The organism is Candidatus Laterigemmans baculatus, assembly GCF_010367455.1.
GTDB lineage: Bacteria > Planctomycetota > Planctomycetia > Pirellulales > Pirellulaceae > Laterigemmans > Laterigemmans baculatus.
In genome coordinates this window covers 110,271-125,705 of the sequence record NZ_WRPR01000062.1, presented here as the reverse complement: position 1 = coordinate 125,705, position 15,435 = coordinate 110,271, and the positions used below count along the sequence as shown (strand labels likewise).

Annotated in this window: 12 protein-coding genes; 10 read left to right on the top strand and 2 right to left on the bottom strand. The window is 65.5% G+C overall.

Features of this window, described 5'->3' with window-relative positions; genetic code table 11:
- Positions 1-255: 255 nt before the first annotated feature.
- Positions 256-2,439: a prolyl oligopeptidase family serine peptidase gene (locus GNK13_RS12980; protein WP_390622512.1), complete on the bottom strand. Its 2,184-nt coding sequence runs from the start codon at positions 2,437-2,439 to the stop codon at positions 256-258.
- Positions 2,440-2,545: 106 nt separating this feature from the next.
- Here GNK13_RS12980 and GNK13_RS12975 point away from each other — a divergent pair, with 106 nt between their 5' ends.
- On the top strand, positions 2,546-5,167 hold the full coding sequence (locus tag GNK13_RS12975; RefSeq protein ID WP_164102956.1) for a ComEC/Rec2 family competence protein: 2,622 nt from the start codon (positions 2,546-2,548) through the stop codon (positions 5,165-5,167).
- A gap of 234 nt (positions 5,168-5,401) precedes the next feature.
- Here GNK13_RS12975 and purD read toward each other — a convergent pair whose 3' ends face one another.
- Complete coding sequence (gene purD / locus GNK13_RS12970) at positions 5,402-6,691, bottom strand: phosphoribosylamine--glycine ligase (RefSeq protein ID WP_164102955.1); 1,290 nt, start codon at positions 6,689-6,691, stop codon at positions 5,402-5,404.
- 535 nt (positions 6,692-7,226) lie between these two features.
- On the opposite strand from purD, the gene GNK13_RS12965 reads away from it, so the two are divergent.
- The 9 genes from GNK13_RS12965 (at position 7,227) to GNK13_RS12930 (ending at position 15,377) form a co-directional block, all read left to right on the top strand.
- Complete coding sequence (locus tag GNK13_RS12965) at positions 7,227-8,003, top strand: methylamine utilization protein (protein WP_235935114.1); 777 nt, start codon at positions 7,227-7,229, stop codon at positions 8,001-8,003.
- 572 nt (positions 8,004-8,575) lie between these two features.
- The gene (locus tag GNK13_RS12960) at positions 8,576-9,847 is read left to right on the top strand and encodes a cytochrome c (RefSeq protein WP_164102953.1); all 1,272 of its coding nucleotides are present in this window, start codon (positions 8,576-8,578) and stop codon (positions 9,845-9,847) included.
- Entirely contained in the window at positions 9,844-10,020 is a 177-nt protein-coding gene (locus tag GNK13_RS21505) for a hypothetical protein (protein WP_203329048.1), read from the top strand. Before GNK13_RS12960 ends, GNK13_RS21505 begins: the two co-directional genes overlap by 4 nt.
- 7 nt (positions 10,021-10,027) lie before the next feature.
- The gene (locus GNK13_RS12955) at positions 10,028-11,104 is read left to right on the top strand and encodes a COX15/CtaA family protein (RefSeq protein ID WP_164102952.1); all 1,077 of its coding nucleotides are present in this window, start codon (positions 10,028-10,030) and stop codon (positions 11,102-11,104) included.
- Positions 11,101-12,156 (top strand): heme o synthase, encoded by a 1,056-nt coding sequence (gene cyoE / locus GNK13_RS12950; protein ID WP_164102951.1) that lies wholly within the window; start codon positions 11,101-11,103, stop codon positions 12,154-12,156. Before GNK13_RS12955 ends, cyoE begins: the two co-directional genes overlap by 4 nt.
- Positions 12,157-12,314: 158 nt before the next feature.
- On the top strand, positions 12,315-13,268 hold the full coding sequence (locus GNK13_RS12945) for an ABC transporter ATP-binding protein (RefSeq protein WP_235935112.1): 954 nt from the start codon (positions 12,315-12,317) through the stop codon (positions 13,266-13,268).
- Positions 13,268-14,191, top strand: a complete 924-nt coding sequence (locus GNK13_RS12940; protein ID WP_235935111.1) for an ABC transporter permease — start codon at positions 13,268-13,270, stop codon at positions 14,189-14,191. The genes GNK13_RS12945 and GNK13_RS12940 overlap by 1 nt, the downstream gene beginning before the upstream one ends.
- Complete coding sequence (locus GNK13_RS12935) at positions 14,191-14,916, top strand: SCO family protein (protein ID WP_164102949.1); 726 nt, start codon at positions 14,191-14,193, stop codon at positions 14,914-14,916. The genes GNK13_RS12940 and GNK13_RS12935 overlap by 1 nt, the downstream gene beginning before the upstream one ends.
- A complete protein-coding gene (locus tag GNK13_RS12930; protein ID WP_315852987.1) occupies positions 14,916-15,377 on the top strand; it encodes a DUF420 domain-containing protein in 462 nt (153 codons plus the stop codon). Before GNK13_RS12935 ends, GNK13_RS12930 begins: the two co-directional genes overlap by 1 nt.
- Positions 15,378-15,435 lie beyond the last annotated feature (58 nt).

Genomic DNA, 15,435 nt, shown 5'->3' with positions numbered 1-15,435 from the left:
GGTAACTCCAATGTCTACCGGAACTAAGGCTCTCGCGCTAGATACCTACGCTGATCAGCGGATGAAATATCCGGGCTAGCGCGTGGCGGCTGATCTTGGAACCTCACCCTCCCCCCGGGAGGGTCGCGAGGAACGAGCGGGGAGGGCGACACGCGACGTCGAGCTGTGATCGCGGACCGGTTCGAGCAGCCCTCCCCGGGCCTGAGAGCCCGACCCTCCCGGGGGGAGGGTGATGGTGGAGCGGCTCTCCCGCGGCTAGCGCCTGCGGCTCAGGGGGCAACGCAGGTTGGCGAGGAGGAACGACCACAAGTCGGTGTACTCGTCGATCGATTTGCTGACCGGCGTTCCTGCTCCGTGGCCCGCGCGGGTTTCGATGCGGATCAGCACGGGGTTGTCGCACGACTGGACCGCTTGCAGGGCGGCGGCGAATTTGAAGCTGTGCCCTGGGACGACGCGGTCGTCGCGATCGGCGGTCGTGATCAGCGTCGGTGGGTAGCAGACTCCTTCGCGCAAGTTATGCAGCGGCGAGTAGGCCAGCAGATTCTTGAAATGCTCCGGATCGTCGCTGCTGCCGTACTCGGAGACCCAGGCCCAGCCGATCGTGAATTTGTGGAAGCGGAGCATGTCCATCACGCCGACCGCCGGCAGGCAGGCGGCGAACAGTTCGGGGCGCTGTGTCATCACGGCGCCGACCAACAACCCGCCGTTGCTGCCGCCGCGAATCCCCAGGTGGGAGCTGCTGGTGTACTTTTCCGCGATCAGGTATTCGGCCGCGGCGATGAAGTCGTCAAACACGTTCTGTTTTTGATCGAGCATCCCCGACTCGTGCCAGTCGCGACCATACTCGCCGCCGCCGCGAAGATTGGCCACGGCGTAGATGCCGCCGGCGTCGAGCCACCCGGCGACGGCCGGCGAGAATCCGGGAGTCAGCGAGATGTTGAAGCCGCCATAGGCGTACAGCAGCGTCGGGTTGTCGCCCGAGCGAGTCAGCCCTTTGCGGTGGGTCAGGATCATCGGGATCCGCGTCCCATCCTTGCTTTCGTAAAATACTTGCTGGGTCTCGTAAGCGGACGAATCGATCGCCACTTCGGGACGCCGCCACAGCGACTGCTCGTCGGTCTCCAGATCGATCCGGAAAATCGACGGCGGGGTGACGTAGTTGGTGAAGGTGTAAAAAGTTTCGCGGGCATCGCGTCGCCCGCCGAAACCGTGGACCGTGCCAACGCCCGGCAGTTCCAAATCCCGTTCGTGGGCCCCGGCGATCGTGTAGATGATGGCCAGCGAGCGAGCGTCTTTAAGATAGATCGTGAAGAAGCGGTCGCCGAGCAGGTTCGCCGACTCGAGCACATTCTCGGTCTGCGGAACGACCTCGGTGATCGTCGGTCGCGTCTCGGCTTCTGAAGCGGGATCGCCAGCATCGTTGGCCGAGACGGCGACGATCCGCCGCCGCGGGGCGTCGAGGTCGGTTTGGAAGAAGAGCCGATCGCCGTCGGAGCCGACCAGCTCGTACTCGGCGTCAAAACCCACCAGCAGCGGGCGGACCGGGCTGTCGGGCTGCTGCAGGTCTTGGACGAAGATCTGCGTGACCGGCTCAGTGCCCTTCCAGACGCTGATCACCAGGTACCGCCCGTCGTCGGTCACCGTCGGACCGAAACCCCATTTGGGCTCGTCGGGACGCTTGTAGACGAGCCGATCGGCCGACTGCTCGGTGCCGAGCTGGTGAAAGTAGAGTTTTTGGTCGTAGTTGGTTCCGGTCAGCTCTTCGCCGGGAGTGGGCTCGTCGTAGCGGCTGTAGTAAAAGCCGCTGCCATCGGGCAACCAGCTCACGCCGCTGAACTTGACCCACGAGATCGTGTCCGGCAGATCCTCGCCGCTGGCCACATCGCGGACTTTCCAGGTCCGCCAGTCGCTGCCGCCGTCGGCCAATCCGTAGGCGAGCAGCCGGCCGTCCTCGCTCGGAGCGTAGCCGGCCAGGGCGACGGTCCCGTCGGAGCTGAGCGTGTTGGGGTCGAGCAGGACGCGGCGCTCGGCTTCGAGCGACGCGGCGGTGTAGAGCACGCTCTGGTCCTGCAGCCCGTCGTTGTGGGTGAAGAAGTAGGTCTCGCCGCGCCGCCGCGGGGCGCTGTACCGCTCGTAGTTCCAGAGCTCGGTCAGCCGCTGGCGAAGTTCGTCGCGGCCCGGGAGCGAATCGAGATAGCTGCGGGTGACGCGGTTCTCCGCCGCGATCCACTCGGCTGTCTCTTGGCTCTCGGTGTCCTCGAGCCAGCGGTACGGGTCGGCAACGTCGGTGCCGTGATAGTTGTCGACGACGTCGCCGCGTCGCGTGTCGGGATAAGTCAACGCGGAGGGCTCCAGCGGATTGCGAGGGATGTCTTGGGCAATGCCTGTGAGACCCCCCAGAAATGGCAGCGGTAAGAGGAATACTGCTATCTTGAGCATTCGTCGCATCGATATTGCCTCCTGGCATGGGGTGTCTCGACTGAGTCGGATCAGTCTAGCCGGGAATCCGGGCTAGGACACGGACCGTGAACCTCAAAGCCGAGCCGTGAAAGAACCCACTAGACGCGCGGCGGTCGGCACTCTGCGGCTCGGTCGGCGAGCCGGCGAGCGAGCCGTGGCGGAATTGCCCGGGGTGCAGCTGGCGTGTGCTTGCGGGGTGGGCATTCTGGCTGCCAGAGCGGCTCCTTGGAGCGCGGGCGGCTGGGCTTCGCTCGCGCTGCTCGGAGGTGTCGCGGCGATCGGGCTGTCGCGCCGCGGCACCGGGTCTCGGTTCGTCGCCGCACTTCCGCTCGTGGCCGCTGCGATGGCGATGGCCGCGTGGTCGCAAGCCTCGCTCAGTGCCGCTTCGTTCGGTGCCGCTTCGTTCGGTGCCGCCTCGGGAGGCTCGCTGGCGGCGATGGCCGAGGATGATTGGCAACCGGTGGTGCTCAGAGCCGTGGTCGCTTCGAGTCCGGAGCGGCGGCCCAACGCGCTGGCCACCTTGTACGGTCGCGGGAGTGCGCCGCGGTATCAATCGGTCGTCGAGCTCGAGGTCCAATGCGTCCGCGGTGCAGAGCGGTGGGAGCCAGCGTCGGGAAGGGTGCGAGCGACGGTCGAAGGGGACATCAGCGAGCGACTGGTGGGGGACTGCGTGACGGTCTACGGGCACTGGCAGCGGATCGACGGGCCGACGAATCCGGGGGCCGTCGACATGCGGGCGATCTACGCTCCCCGAGGCATCGCCGTTCAGCTCCGCGTCGATTCGCCCTCCCAGTTCGTCTTGGAGTCGCCGGAAGCGTGGGGCCTCCGGCGTGCGCTCTCGTGGATCGGGGTCGCGGGCGAACGGGCGCTGTACGCAGGCGTCGGTGAGGAGGCGGGGCCGCTCGCCGCAGCGCTCGTGCTCGGGCGGCGGCAAGCGGTCGATCCCGAGACGCGCGACCGTCTGGTCGAGACCGGGACGGCGCACTTGCTGAGCGTCAGCGGATTGCATCTGGGGATGGTGGCCGGGGTGGTCGCAATGGCGTTGGTCTTGCTGGGCTGGCCGCGCGGTTGGCAGGTGACTGCAGTGGTCGCGGTGTGCGTGTTCTACGCGGCTCTGACCGGAGCCCGGCCGCCGGTGCTGCGGGCCTCGATGCTGGTCGGTGCGGTGCTCGTCGGCAGCTGGGCGGGGAAGCAGACCAGCTCGCTCAACTCGCTCGGGCTGGCTGCGGTGGCGCTGCTGGTGCTCGATCCTCAGAACTTGCTGCAGACCGGCACGCAGCTCTCGTTCGTCGCGGTGGTCGTGCTGGTCCTGGCGGGCCGGCGGGTGATGGAGAGCATTCGCGAGGACGACCCGCTGGAGACGTTGCTGCAATCGACGCGGCCCTGGATCGTCCGCGCGGGAGTCCGCCAGTGGCGGCGGGCGGTACGGTTCACGCTGGTCAGCTTTTGGGTCTGGGCAGCGACCGCGCCGCTGGTCTGGCAGGCGTTCGGAATCGTCGCGCCGGTGTCGGTGCTGGCCAACCTCCTGATGATCGCGCCGCTGACCGTTGCGCTCGTGGGTGGTCTATTCACTGCCGCGGTGGGAATGTTTGGTGGGCCGTTGGCGATCCCGTTTGGGTGGATCTGCCTTGCGGCGCTCGAAACGATGCGGGGCGTGGTGGAGCTGTGCGGCGAGATCCCGCTCGGCCACTTCTGGTTGCCCCCGCCGCCGTTCTGGTGGGTTGTCGCGTTCTATGCAGTCGCGGTGGCCGGTGCGCTGGTGCCCGCTGGCGATCCAAGCCGGGGTAACGAACTCTGGGGCAACAAACTCTGGGGTAGGGGGCTGCGGGGCGAGCGCCGCGGGAAGTGGATGCTGGCCTGGATGGTTCTCTGGACGCTCGTCGCGTGGCCGCTAGCGACGCATCGCGAGCACGACCCGGAGACGCTGGCGGTGACTTTCATCGACGTCGGACACGGGACGAGTGCTCTCGTTGAGTTGCCCGATGGTGGCGTGTGGTTGTACGACGCGGGCCGGTTGGGAGATCCGCTGTGGAGCGCCCAGCCGATCGAGGACGTGCTCTGGTCTCGCGGCATTTGGCGGCTCGACGGAATCATCGTCTCGCATGCCGACGCGGACCACTACAACGCGATCCCCGGGTTGCTCGAGCGGTTTCAGGTCGCGGAGATCGTGACCCCGCCGGGGATGTTGGAGCAGCGGCAAAGCGGGCTCGACCCGGTCCGTCAGGCGATTCGTCGCGAGCGGGTCCCAGTGCGTGAGCTGCACAGCGGGATGGAGTTTCGAACTGCCGCTGGGCACCCCTGGGGACGCTGTCTGCATCCGCCGATGCTCCCGGTCGCTGGCAGCGACAACGCCAATAGTCTCGTGCTGCGGATCGATCATCGGGGGAGGACGATCTTGCTGCCGGGCGATCTCGAGATGCCTGGCAGCGAGCATTTGCTACGGCACTCGCGGCCCCCGCCGGGAGGCATGTTGATGGCGCCGCATCACGGCAGTGTTCAAGAGGATGCCCGGACGCTGCTCGACTGGATGCGGCCGTCGGTTGTAGTCGTCAGCGGCGGGAACCGCAGTCTCCGCGAGGAAGTCCGCCAGATGCTAGGGCAGGGAGGTGCCGAAGTCCGCCTGACCGCCGCCGAAGGAGCCGTGCGAGTCGAAGTCGACCGAGCCGGAGAGTTGACGGTCAGGGGCTGGAAGGCGGACGGGTTTTGAGCGGGGGGCCACGGAAGGACACAGAAAAGCACGGAAGAAAGAGAGAGGTAAGGTTGCTGCGGAAAAAGCGGGAATTGGAGGAGAGGGACGAGACGTTTGAGGCGAGGAGCACGATCAAACCCAAGGGGCGAGGCTTTTGATCCCTCCCCACCTCTCTCCCGCTTCTCCCCTGTTTCCTTCCGTGCTTTTCCGTGTCCTTCCGTGGCCCCTCTCCGACCGCGCCTTCCGACCCGCCTATTCCAATGCCTTGTCGCTGATGTCTTTTCGGCACCAGGCTCCGGGCCAGCGGATTTCTCGGACCGCTCGGTAGGCTTGGAGTTTGGCGGCGCTGATCGTTTGGCCAATCGCGGTGACTCCCAGCACGCGTCCTCCGGCGGTGACGACATCTTCGTCCTGCTCGGCGGTTCCGGCGTGGAAGACTTTCACGTTCTCGAGCTCGGCGGCCCGGTCGAGTCCAGTGATGACGCGGCCCGTTTCGTACTCGCCCGGATATCCTTCGCTGGCCATCACGACGCAGACGGCGGGGCGCGGATCCCACTCGGGCGGATCGAGCTGGTCCAAGCGACCGTCGATGACCGCTTCGATGATGTCGACCAGGTCTCCCTTGAGTCGCATCAGCAGCGGCTGGCATTCGGGGTCGCCAAAGCGAACGTTGAACTCCAGCACTTTGGGGCCGGCGGCGGTGATCATCAGCCCGGCGTAGAGGACGCCGCGGAACGGGCGCCGCGAGCGTTTCATCGCGTGCACGACCGGGACCAGGATCGAGGCTTCGATCTTGGCGACCATCTCGGCGTCGACGATCGGAGTGGGGCAGTAAGCGCCCATTCCACCGGTGTTGGGTCCTTGGTCGCCGTCGAACGCGGGCTTGTGGTCCTGGGCCGAGGGGAGGGTCAGGATCGTGCTCCCATCGGTGATCGCCAAGATGCTCACTTCGGGACCGCTCAGCCGCTCTTCGATGATCAGCCGATCGCCGGCGGCACCGAACTCGCGGCTCCCGGCGATCCGCTCGATCGCCTCGAGGGCCTCGCGGCGGTTCGAGCAGACGATGACGCCTTTGCCTGCCGCCAAGCCATCGGCTTTGACGACCACCGGGCAGCTGGCATCGGGTTCAGCGTAGCGGTCCTTGATGTAGCGGATTGCATCGCCGGCGTCGCGAAAGGTTTGGTAGTCGGCCGTCGGGACGTCGGCTTGGCGGAGCAAGTTTTTGCAGAAGACTTTGCTCCCTTCGAGCTCGGCTGCCGCTTTCGAAGGTCCGAACGCGCGGATCCCGGCCGCTTGCAGATCGTCGACCAAGCCGGCGACCAGCGGAGCTTCGGGGCCGACGACGACGAAATCGATCTCGTTCTCCTTGGCGAACTTGATCAGCCCGGCGTGGTCGCTGGCGGGAATCGGAACGTTGATCGCGTCGACTGCCGTGCCCGCGTTTCCTGGGGCGACATAGACGTGTCGGACGCGCGGGCTGGCCTTAATCTTCCATGCCAACGCGTGCTCGCGACCTCCGTTACCGACAATCAAAACCTTCATTACCGCGCGACTCCGTAGACGCAAACTCTGCCAATGATCGAGAAGGGGGCTTTCCCGCCAAAACGTACCGCTTTCCCAGCTTCACCGGTAGCGTCCACCGCCGGAACCGGGCCGTTCGACGGTCTTTGGGTCCTGTCGGGAAACCCTGAGCCGACGGCGCTAGCCGCGGGTTCTGCAGCGGAAAATGCAGGGCTGCGAGGCCCGAGGCTAGCGCCTACGGCTCAAAAAGTTCGCGCGAGTCGATGGGTGAGCCACCGCTGCTGGGCCACGATCTGCCACTAATCCGCCTCCAAGGGCTGGATTCTGCCCGCCGCGGTACTTATAATGACTCATCTACCCACCAGCGGAGGATCGTCCGCCTATACCATTCATCCCACCTCGGTATGGCACTCCGCTCACAAGTAGCTAATTTGAAGAGGCGGTGGTCGAGGTCTCACCTGTTCGACCATCGCCTGTTTCTTTTGCAGTCGCTTTGCAGATCGGCTGCGAAGCACCGCAAGCAACCTACCCTACCTGGCTCGGGGAACGAATACCCATGATGCGACGCACTTTCTTGGGGCTGGCCGCTACGGCGACCCTGCTTAGTTCGACTGCCATGGCGGCCGAAACCGGAACGCTCAAAGCCAAGTTCGTCTACGGCGGAGCCCCCCCGAGTCCTCCGGCGATCGATCCGAACAAGGATCAAGCGTTCTGCGGCAAGCACCCGTTGGTCGACGAGAGCCTGCTGGTCAACAAAGAGAACAACGGAATCCAGAACGTCATCCTCTACGTCTACACCGGGCGTGGTGGGTCGAAGCTGCCGAAGTCCGATCCGTCGAACGACACCCACGAGCTGGCCAACGACAAGTGCCGCTTTGAGCCGCACGTCGTGATTGCTCAGGCCGGCGACACGCTCAAGGTCACCAACCCCGACGCGGTCGGCCACAACGCCAACCTGAACTTTTTTGCCAACAACCCGCAGAACTTCACGATCCCGCCGGGGGGAGAAAAGGAAGTCAAGCTCGAAGAAGCCGAGCCGGCTCCAATTCCCGTCGAGTGCAACATCCACCCCTGGATGAAGGCGTACGTCGTCGTCCTCGACCACCCCTACGCGGCGGTCAGCGATAAAGATGGAGTGCTCACCATCGAAGGCCTTCCGGCTGGCGAGGAGTTGAACTTCCGCATCGCCCACGAAGCGGCCGCCGGCTCGATCGACGAAGTGAAGATCAACGGCAAGACCGAGAAGTGGCGCCGCAATCGGTTCGACGTCAAGATCAAGCCGGGCATGAACGACCTGGGCGAAATCGAAATCCCCGCCGAAGCGTTCAAGTAAGCCGCCCCCCGGGGCGAATCGCCCAAAGACTTTCTAAACGCGAAAAGGCCGAGGCGTCACCGCCCCGGCCTTTTTTCGTGCCGTGGGTTCGGTCCCGGAAAGTCACCCTCCCCCCGGGAGGGTCGCGAGGAACGAGCGGGGAGGGCCAATGGGCTGCGGCGTGGGGTTCGCGAATGGAGCGGGAAAACGTCGGATGGGAGACCCTCCCCGGGCCTAAGAGCCCGACCCTCCCGCAAGCGGGAGTGTGAAGGTGAGTTCTCGTTCCTCTCCTTCACCGTCGACTTGCTCTCGCCGCCTGGCCGCGCGCAAACCCCGGGATGCGGCATTATGGCGCGGTGATTGGGCGTTGCGTTGCCGCTGGCTGCTGGGTTCTGTTGGTAAGGACGCTTTTCTTTCCAGCTTCCCCCTGCCGCCCTATGTCGCGCTCCCGGAATGCTCCCACCTCTCGCGATGCGGTGAGGTGCCTCAGCCTGCATCGCTCAACCTCGGCTTGCGCTCTGCTGCTCCTCGGCGGGTGCGTGCTATTGCTCAGCGGGTGTGGTCGCGGGCCGGTGGCGTTTGAGCCCAACGCGGTGTTCGCTGCCCAACTCGAGCAGGAATTCGATCAGCCTCTGGCCGCGGCCGAGAGCGACGTCCAGGCGATTCTCGTCGATCTGTTCGGCACGCCCGACGCTCCGCGGTTGCCGGCAACGATCGCCGAAGACCCGTCGCTGGCTGGCCTGATCGATCCCGAGCGACTCGTCCGGGCGGCCGGAGCCGTTTCGAGCGACCGCGATGGGGCTCACGTCGGGCTGTACCGCGAGCACTGTTCCGCTTGCCACGGGATCAGCGGCGATGGTCGCGGACCAGCGGCCCTGTTCCAGAATCCCTACCCCCGCGACTACCGAGCCGGCGTCTTCAAGTACAAGTCGACTCCGCGTGGTGCGAAACCGACGCGGGAGGATCTGGCCGACACGATCGTCCACGGGTTGCCCGGGACCGGAATGCCAGCGTTCGAGCTTCTGGTGGAAGACGAACACCGGGACGATCTCGAAGGGCTGCTCGATTACGTCGTCTATCTGTCGATCCGCGGCGAGCTGGAGCGGCGGTTGCTGCTGGCCGCGGCCACCGAATTTGACTACGCGAGCGACTCGGGCGAGGGAAGTTCTGCGGAACTGGGCGACCGCCTGATCCGGCCGGCGGACCACGACTCGGCCGCCGCAGCCTACGCCGAACAGGCGGAGTGGATCGCCGGCGAGATCCGGGAAATCGCCACCGAGTGGGCGACCGCCGACGAGCAAGTTCCGACGATCCCGCCGCAGCCCGATGCGGAGGAACGGCTGACTCGCAGCACGCCGCCGAAGTCGATCGCCCTGGGACGCGAACTGTTCCACGGCCAAATCGCCAACTGCTCGAGCTGTCATGGAGTCGACGGGGCAGGGGGGGGGCCGCTGGCCGACTACGACGACTGGACCAAGGAGTGGACGACGCAGCTGGGGCTGGATCCACGGGATCGCGAGAAGCTCGAACCATTTTTCGACGCCGGAGCGCTTCCTCCGCGGCCGTTACCGGCTCGCCGCCTGACGCTCGGCGGTTTTCGCGGCGGCAGTTCGCCGGAAGAAATCTATCTGAGAATTTTGCATGGCATCGACGGCACTCCCATGCCGGCGATCAACCTGGTGGAAGAGGAGTCCGCGACGGGGCTGACCAGCACGCAGATTTGGCAGCTGGTCGACTACGTTCTCTCGCTCGACGATCGCGACGACGTGGCTCGCGACGACGTGGCTCGCGACGACGGGGCTCGCGACGCCGTGGCGCGGGGCGAAGTCGCGGCCGTGGTTTTTGAGAGTGGAGCGAAGCGATGAGCGAAGACGCGTACCGATCGATCTTTGCGGTGATCGGGCTGGTGCTCGGTCTGGGGCTGATGTTCGCGCTCGGTTTCGGCGGGATGATTCCCGGGGCTCTGTTCGGTGCCGCGGGAGCGGTGCTCGGCGGGATGACCGGCGAGCGAATCGCGCGACGCAGGAATGGGCATTGAGCAGATCATGAGTGCGACTCTTTCTCCCACCGATCGCGAGCTCTCGTCCACTCCTAGCCAGTGGCTCCACCGCTGTGCGGTGCTGCTCGTTTGTTTGGTCTGGCCGCTGATTTGGATCGGCGGTTTGGTGACGACCTACGACGCGGGGATGGCGGTCCCGGATTGGCCGGGAACGTACGGGTACAACATGTTTCTGTATCCGATCGGGACTTGGCTCTCCGGACCGTTTGATCTGTTCATCGAGCACGGTCACCGGTTGCTCGCCTCGCTCGTCGGGCTGCTGACGATCTACACGCTGTTGGTCGCGATTCGCACCGAGCCGCGACGGTGGATCATCGGGTTGACGGCCGCGACGTTGGTGGCGGTGATTGCCCAAGGAGTGCTGGGCGGGCTGCGGGTCGTGCTGGATCAGCGGACTTTGGCGATGCTGCACGGTTGTCTCGGCCCCGCGTTTTTCGCCCTCTGCACGACGCTGGCCGTCGTCACCTCGCGGTGGTGGTGGCGAGTCGGGGAAGGCGAGCCGGGCGAAGCGGCGGCGAGGGGCCGCAATTCTGTGGGGCGCAATTCTGTCGGACGCAATTCTGTTGGACGGGGGATGGTGTGGGCGGTCGGGGTGCTGGCGGTGCTCTGTTATCTGCAGTTGCTGCTCGGGGCTCAGTTGCGGCATGTCCAGGCGACGACGTCTCCGGTGGGATTCAGCCACATTGTGACGACCCACGTGGCCACAGCCGGAATAGTTGCCCTGGTCAGCGTCGCTGTCGGCGTTCGGCTCGGGCGGTGCGACGATTTAGCGCTGTCGCGACCGGCCCGAGGGTTGATAGGATTGGTGGCGTTGCAGATTGGACTGGGGCTCTCGACGTGGGTGGTCAACTATGGATTTCCCTTTGGCAGCGATCGCTGGCCATGGGCGGCCCGGTATGTCATCCAGTCCAAGGGGTTTGCCGAGTCGCTGATCGTGACCGGGCACGTCGCGATCGGATCGCTACTGATTGCCTGCAGCGTAATGCTCTGGCTCCGCGTTTTGCGGCGGTTCCGCCACGGGCCGATCGAGTCGGCGGCGGGAATCAAACGGGTAATGATATGAGCGAAGACGCACTGGTACTCGATCGACCGCAGAATCGCTCGCTGAGGAAAGAATGCATGGCTAGCGTCGTCACATCCACCGTCACCACACCTCACCCCGCGGCGGCGCATGCGGTGAAGCCCGTTCAACTGGCAGTAAAGCCGGTCGAAGCGGCGGCGGAAACGGTCTCGGCCCGAAGTCACTGGGCGGCGGACTTGCTGGAGCTGACGAAGCCCCGGATCGTGACGATGATCCTGATCGTGACGACGATGGCCGCGGTCGTTGCGGCCGGTCGCGATCTGCAGTTCCTGCCGCTCCTGCATTTGATCCTGGGGACGGCGTTGGTTGCCGGCAGCGCCGGAGTGCTGAACCAGGTTTTGGAAAAGCAGCTCGACGGGAGCATGGCGCGGACGCGGTTTCGCCCGCTCCCGGACGAGCGGATGGGCCGCACGCTGGCCACTCTGTACGGAATGGCGCTGATCGTCGTCGGCACCGCCTATCTGAGCCTGACCGTGGGAGCGATTCCCGCGGCCTTGGGAGTGGCGACATGGCTTCTGTATGTCGCCGTCTACACGCCGCTGAAGACCCGGACTCCCTGGAACACGACCGTCGGGGCGATCGCTGGAGCATTGCCGATGCTGATGGGTTATACTGCGGCGGGCGGCTCGCTCGGCGACGTCCACGGGTGGTTGCTGTTCGGCGTCTTGCTGTGGTGGCAGTACCCGCACTTCATGGCGATTGCCTGGATGTACCGGTACGACTACGGAGCGGCCGGGCTGCGGATGACGTCGGTGGTCGACCCGAGTGGGCGGAGCTCTGGACGCCAAGCCGTGTGGGGCTCGGCGCTGCTGATGCTGACGCTCGTGGCGCTGGTCGTGCCGGTGACTTGGGGGCCGAGCGTGTGGGGCTGGATCGCCGCGGTGGCGATGGTCGCTGTGACCGCGAAGTTCCTGGTCACTTCCTGCCAGTTTGCTCGCCAGCCCGATGACATCACCGCGCGGCGCCTGTTGCGGGCTTCGCTGGTGCAACTTCCCGCCGCGATGATCGTCCTGGTCCTCACCGCGCTGGTTTAGAGTTTCATCCGCATCAACTGCTGATCGTGGCCGCGCACCGAAGCTCTCGCAGGCCCTCCCCGGCCCTGAGAGGCCGACCCTCCCGGGGGGAGGGTAACTGTCCCGCCTGAGCCGTCCCGCCTATCCCGCCGATACTGCCCCTCTCGGGTGATTCCTTCGTGACGCACGACCCTTCGATTCTGATTTCCGACGTCTCCCATCGATACGGTTCGCGCGAGGCGCTGGCTGGGATCGATCTGGAGATTCCCGCCGGCCGGATCTTCGCGCTGCTCGGACCCAACGGCAGTGGCAAGACGACGCTGTTCCGGCTGATCTCGACCTTGATGCCGCTGCAGAGCGGGCGGATCGTGGTCGCGGGAGCGGACGTAAGCGGCGATCCGCTGGAGGTTCGGAGGCGGATCGGGATCGTCTTCCAGGCCCCGAGCTTGGACAAGAAGCTGACGGTCGACGAGAACATCGCCTGCCAGGCTGCCTTGTACGGGCTCCGCGGCGAAGCGCTTCGCCAGCGTCGCGACGAGGTGCTGCGAGCGGTCGGGTTGGTGGATCGCCGCGGCGACCTCTGTCAGACGCTCTCGGGCGGGATGAAGCGCCGCGTCGAATTGGCCAAAGGGATGCTCCACCGCCCGCAGGTGTTGCTGCTCGACGAGCCGAGCACCGGGCTCGATCCGGCGGCCCGGCTCGATCTGTGGGAGTCGCTGACCGAGATGGCGCAGAGCGGGATGACCGTGCTGCTGACCACGCACCTGCTCGAGGAAGCCGACAAAGCCGACGCGATTGCGATCCTTTCTGGTGGCAAGGTGATCTCGACCGGGACGCCGGAGCAGCTGCGTGGCGAGCTCGGTGCGGGGCTGGTGACCGTCGTCAGCGACAATCCGGGCGAGACCGAGCGGATCGTCCGCGACGAACTGGGGCTGGCCGACGTGCAGCGGGTCCAGCAGCAAGTGCGGATCCGCAGCGAGTCGCCCGCGGCCCTCGTCCCGGCCCTGGCCGAACGGCTGGGCGAGGCGGCCACGACGATCAGCGTCGGCCGACCGAGCCTGGAGGACGTATTCATCGCCAAGACCGGTCACCGGTTCTGGGCAGCCGAAGCCGAAACGACAGAGGCTCACTGATGAGCACCACCGCAGAAAATGCTGACATGAGCGAACCCGCACTCCGCCCCGAGGCCCTTTCGCCCTCGGCCGCCGCAGCGGTCCCGGAGACCCGAGCGGCGAGCCCCGATCGCCCCAGCGGATTCGCCGCCGCCTGGATGCTCGCCCGCCGCGAGTGGGTCCGCTTCTTTCGCCAGAAGAACCGCGTCGTTTCAGCGGTCATCCAGCCGCTGCTGTTCTGGGTTCTCTTTGGAACCGGCCTCCGCGGCTCGTTCGAAGGGGCAGGGGAGCAAGGCTTTCTCGAGTACTTCCTGCCGGGCACCGTGGCGCTGATCGTGCTGTTCACCGCGATTTTTGCGACCATCTCGGTGATCGAGGACCGCCGCGAAGGATTCATGCAAGCGGTGCTGGTCGCTCCGGTGGGACGCTGGCCGATTCTGCTCGGCAAGATTCTCGGTGGAGCCGCGATCGCTTGGGTTCAAGCGATCGTGTTTCTCGCTTTGGCCTACGCGTTCGGGACGATCGAGCCGGCTTGGACGTTCCTTCCGCTGCTCGGGTTGCTGGCGATTCTGGCCCTCTCGATGTGCGCTCTGGGGATGATCGTCGCTTGGCCGATGGACAGCACCCAAGGATTCCACGCCGTGATGATGCTTGGGCTGATGCCGATGTGGCTGCTCAGCGGCGCCTTCTTTCCGATCCCCGCCCTCGGGCCCGAGGCGACGATCGGCCAGGTCGCGCTGAGCTGGGTGATGCGGCTCAATCCGCTCAGCTACACGCTGGCCGAAATGCGGCGGCTGCTCTACCCGGCGGTCGATTTTGCCAGCCGTGGTTGGGCTCCCACACCGACCCTTGCGTGGGCGGTGAGCGTAGGATTCCTGGTCGTCACTTTCCTACTCGCCGCGTACTTGATGCGGGGCAGCCGAAAAGCGGACTTGGTGGTCTGATGCGAACAGCACTCAACGTCGTGATCATTCTCGCGGTCGGGCTGGCGATCGGCCTCGGGATGCGGTTTTTCCAAACGCCGCTGCCGACTTCCGATCAGGCGGTTGCCGAAGGGGAAGCTTTGGAACGCGTGGTCGCGGTCGACGCGGCTGCATTCGATACGGCGGACGGGGAGGCGACTGACGGGGAGGCGACTGACGGGGACGCGCCGGCGTCGGCGAGCGATTCCCCAGCGACCGGCGAGAGCGAGTGGCTGACCAGTTTCACGTTGACCGAGCGGAGCGGCGAGCAGGTCTCGAGCGAGTCGCTCCAGGGCCAGCCCTACGTGGCGAGCTTCTTCTTCAGCACCTGCCCGAGCATCTGCGTGATGCAGAACCAGAAGATCCAGCAGCTGCAAACGGAGTTCGAGGATCAGGGAGTGCGGTTTGTCGGGATCTCGGTCGACCCCGAAACCGACACCCCGGAGACGCTCCGCGAGTACGCCAAGCGGTTTAAGGCGGATGAGGACCAGTGGCTGTTTTTGACTGGCGACTTGACCTACATCCGCCGCGTCGGTGCGGAAGTTTTCGAAGTCGCCGCCGAAGAGAAATTTCACACCGAGAAGCTGATCCTGGTCGACGAGAGCGGCGAGATCTCGGGCTACTACTCGTGGCGTGAGGATCGCGAGTTCGAGGAGCTGAAAGCGGAGATTCGCAAGATGCTTGCCCGCGGCAAGGGGACCTCTTGATGGAATGGTTGGCGGCCAACCTTCCGCATGCCACCGCTTCGCTCAACGCCGTAGCGACCGTGCTGCTCCTCGTCGGCTTGAGCAAGATTCGCCAAGGCCGCATCGCCGCGCATCGCAATCTGATGCTCGCCGCACTGGTTGTCAGCTCCGTGTTCTTGGGGCTGTATTTGCTGCACAAGGTCGCGCTGTTCGAGACGACCGGCTCGTACAACAAGCCGTTCCCCCGCGACCCGGCGATCGCCTCGGCGACCGCCCGCGGCGTCTACCTGGCGGTGCTGGCCACGCACATTCCGTTGGCGATGACCGTCCCGGTGCTGGCGATCTGGGCCGCCGTGTTGGGCTTCAAAGACCGCCGCGCCGCTCACCGCCGCGTCGTCCGGTTCGCTTTCCCAATCTGGCTGTACGTCTCAGTGACCGGAGTGATCGTGTACTTCATGCTCTACCAGCTGTACGCCACGTAGGCCGTGCGCAGCCTTTCCCCTCAATCGTACTCGTACTCGTACTCAGCGCAGCGGTACT

Excerpts from the sequence above, each read along its gene's own strand:
- purD (WP_164102955.1), bottom strand. The coding sequence starts at position 6,691 with ATGAAGGTTTTGATTGTCGGTAACGGAGGTCGCGAGCACGCGTTGGCA.
- cyoE (WP_164102951.1), top strand. The coding sequence starts at position 11,101 with ATGAGCGAAGACGCACTGGTACTCGATCGACCGCAGAATCGCTCGCTG.
- GNK13_RS21505 (WP_203329048.1), top strand. The coding sequence starts at position 9,844 with ATGAGCGAAGACGCGTACCGATCGATCTTTGCGGTGATCGGGCTGGTG.
- GNK13_RS12965 (WP_235935114.1), top strand. The coding sequence starts at position 7,227 with ATGATGCGACGCACTTTCTTGGGGCTGGCCGCTACGGCGACCCTGCTT.
- GNK13_RS12930 (WP_315852987.1), top strand. The coding sequence starts at position 14,916 with ATGGAATGGTTGGCGGCCAACCTTCCGCATGCCACCGCTTCGCTCAAC.
- GNK13_RS12940 (WP_235935111.1), top strand. The coding sequence starts at position 13,268 with ATGAGCACCACCGCAGAAAATGCTGACATGAGCGAACCCGCACTCCGC.
- GNK13_RS12935 (WP_164102949.1), top strand. The coding sequence starts at position 14,191 with ATGCGAACAGCACTCAACGTCGTGATCATTCTCGCGGTCGGGCTGGCG.
- GNK13_RS12955 (WP_164102952.1), top strand. The coding sequence starts at position 10,028 with ATGAGTGCGACTCTTTCTCCCACCGATCGCGAGCTCTCGTCCACTCCT.
- GNK13_RS12980 (WP_390622512.1), bottom strand. The coding sequence starts at position 2,439 with ATGCTCAAGATAGCAGTATTCCTCTTACCGCTGCCATTTCTGGGGGGT.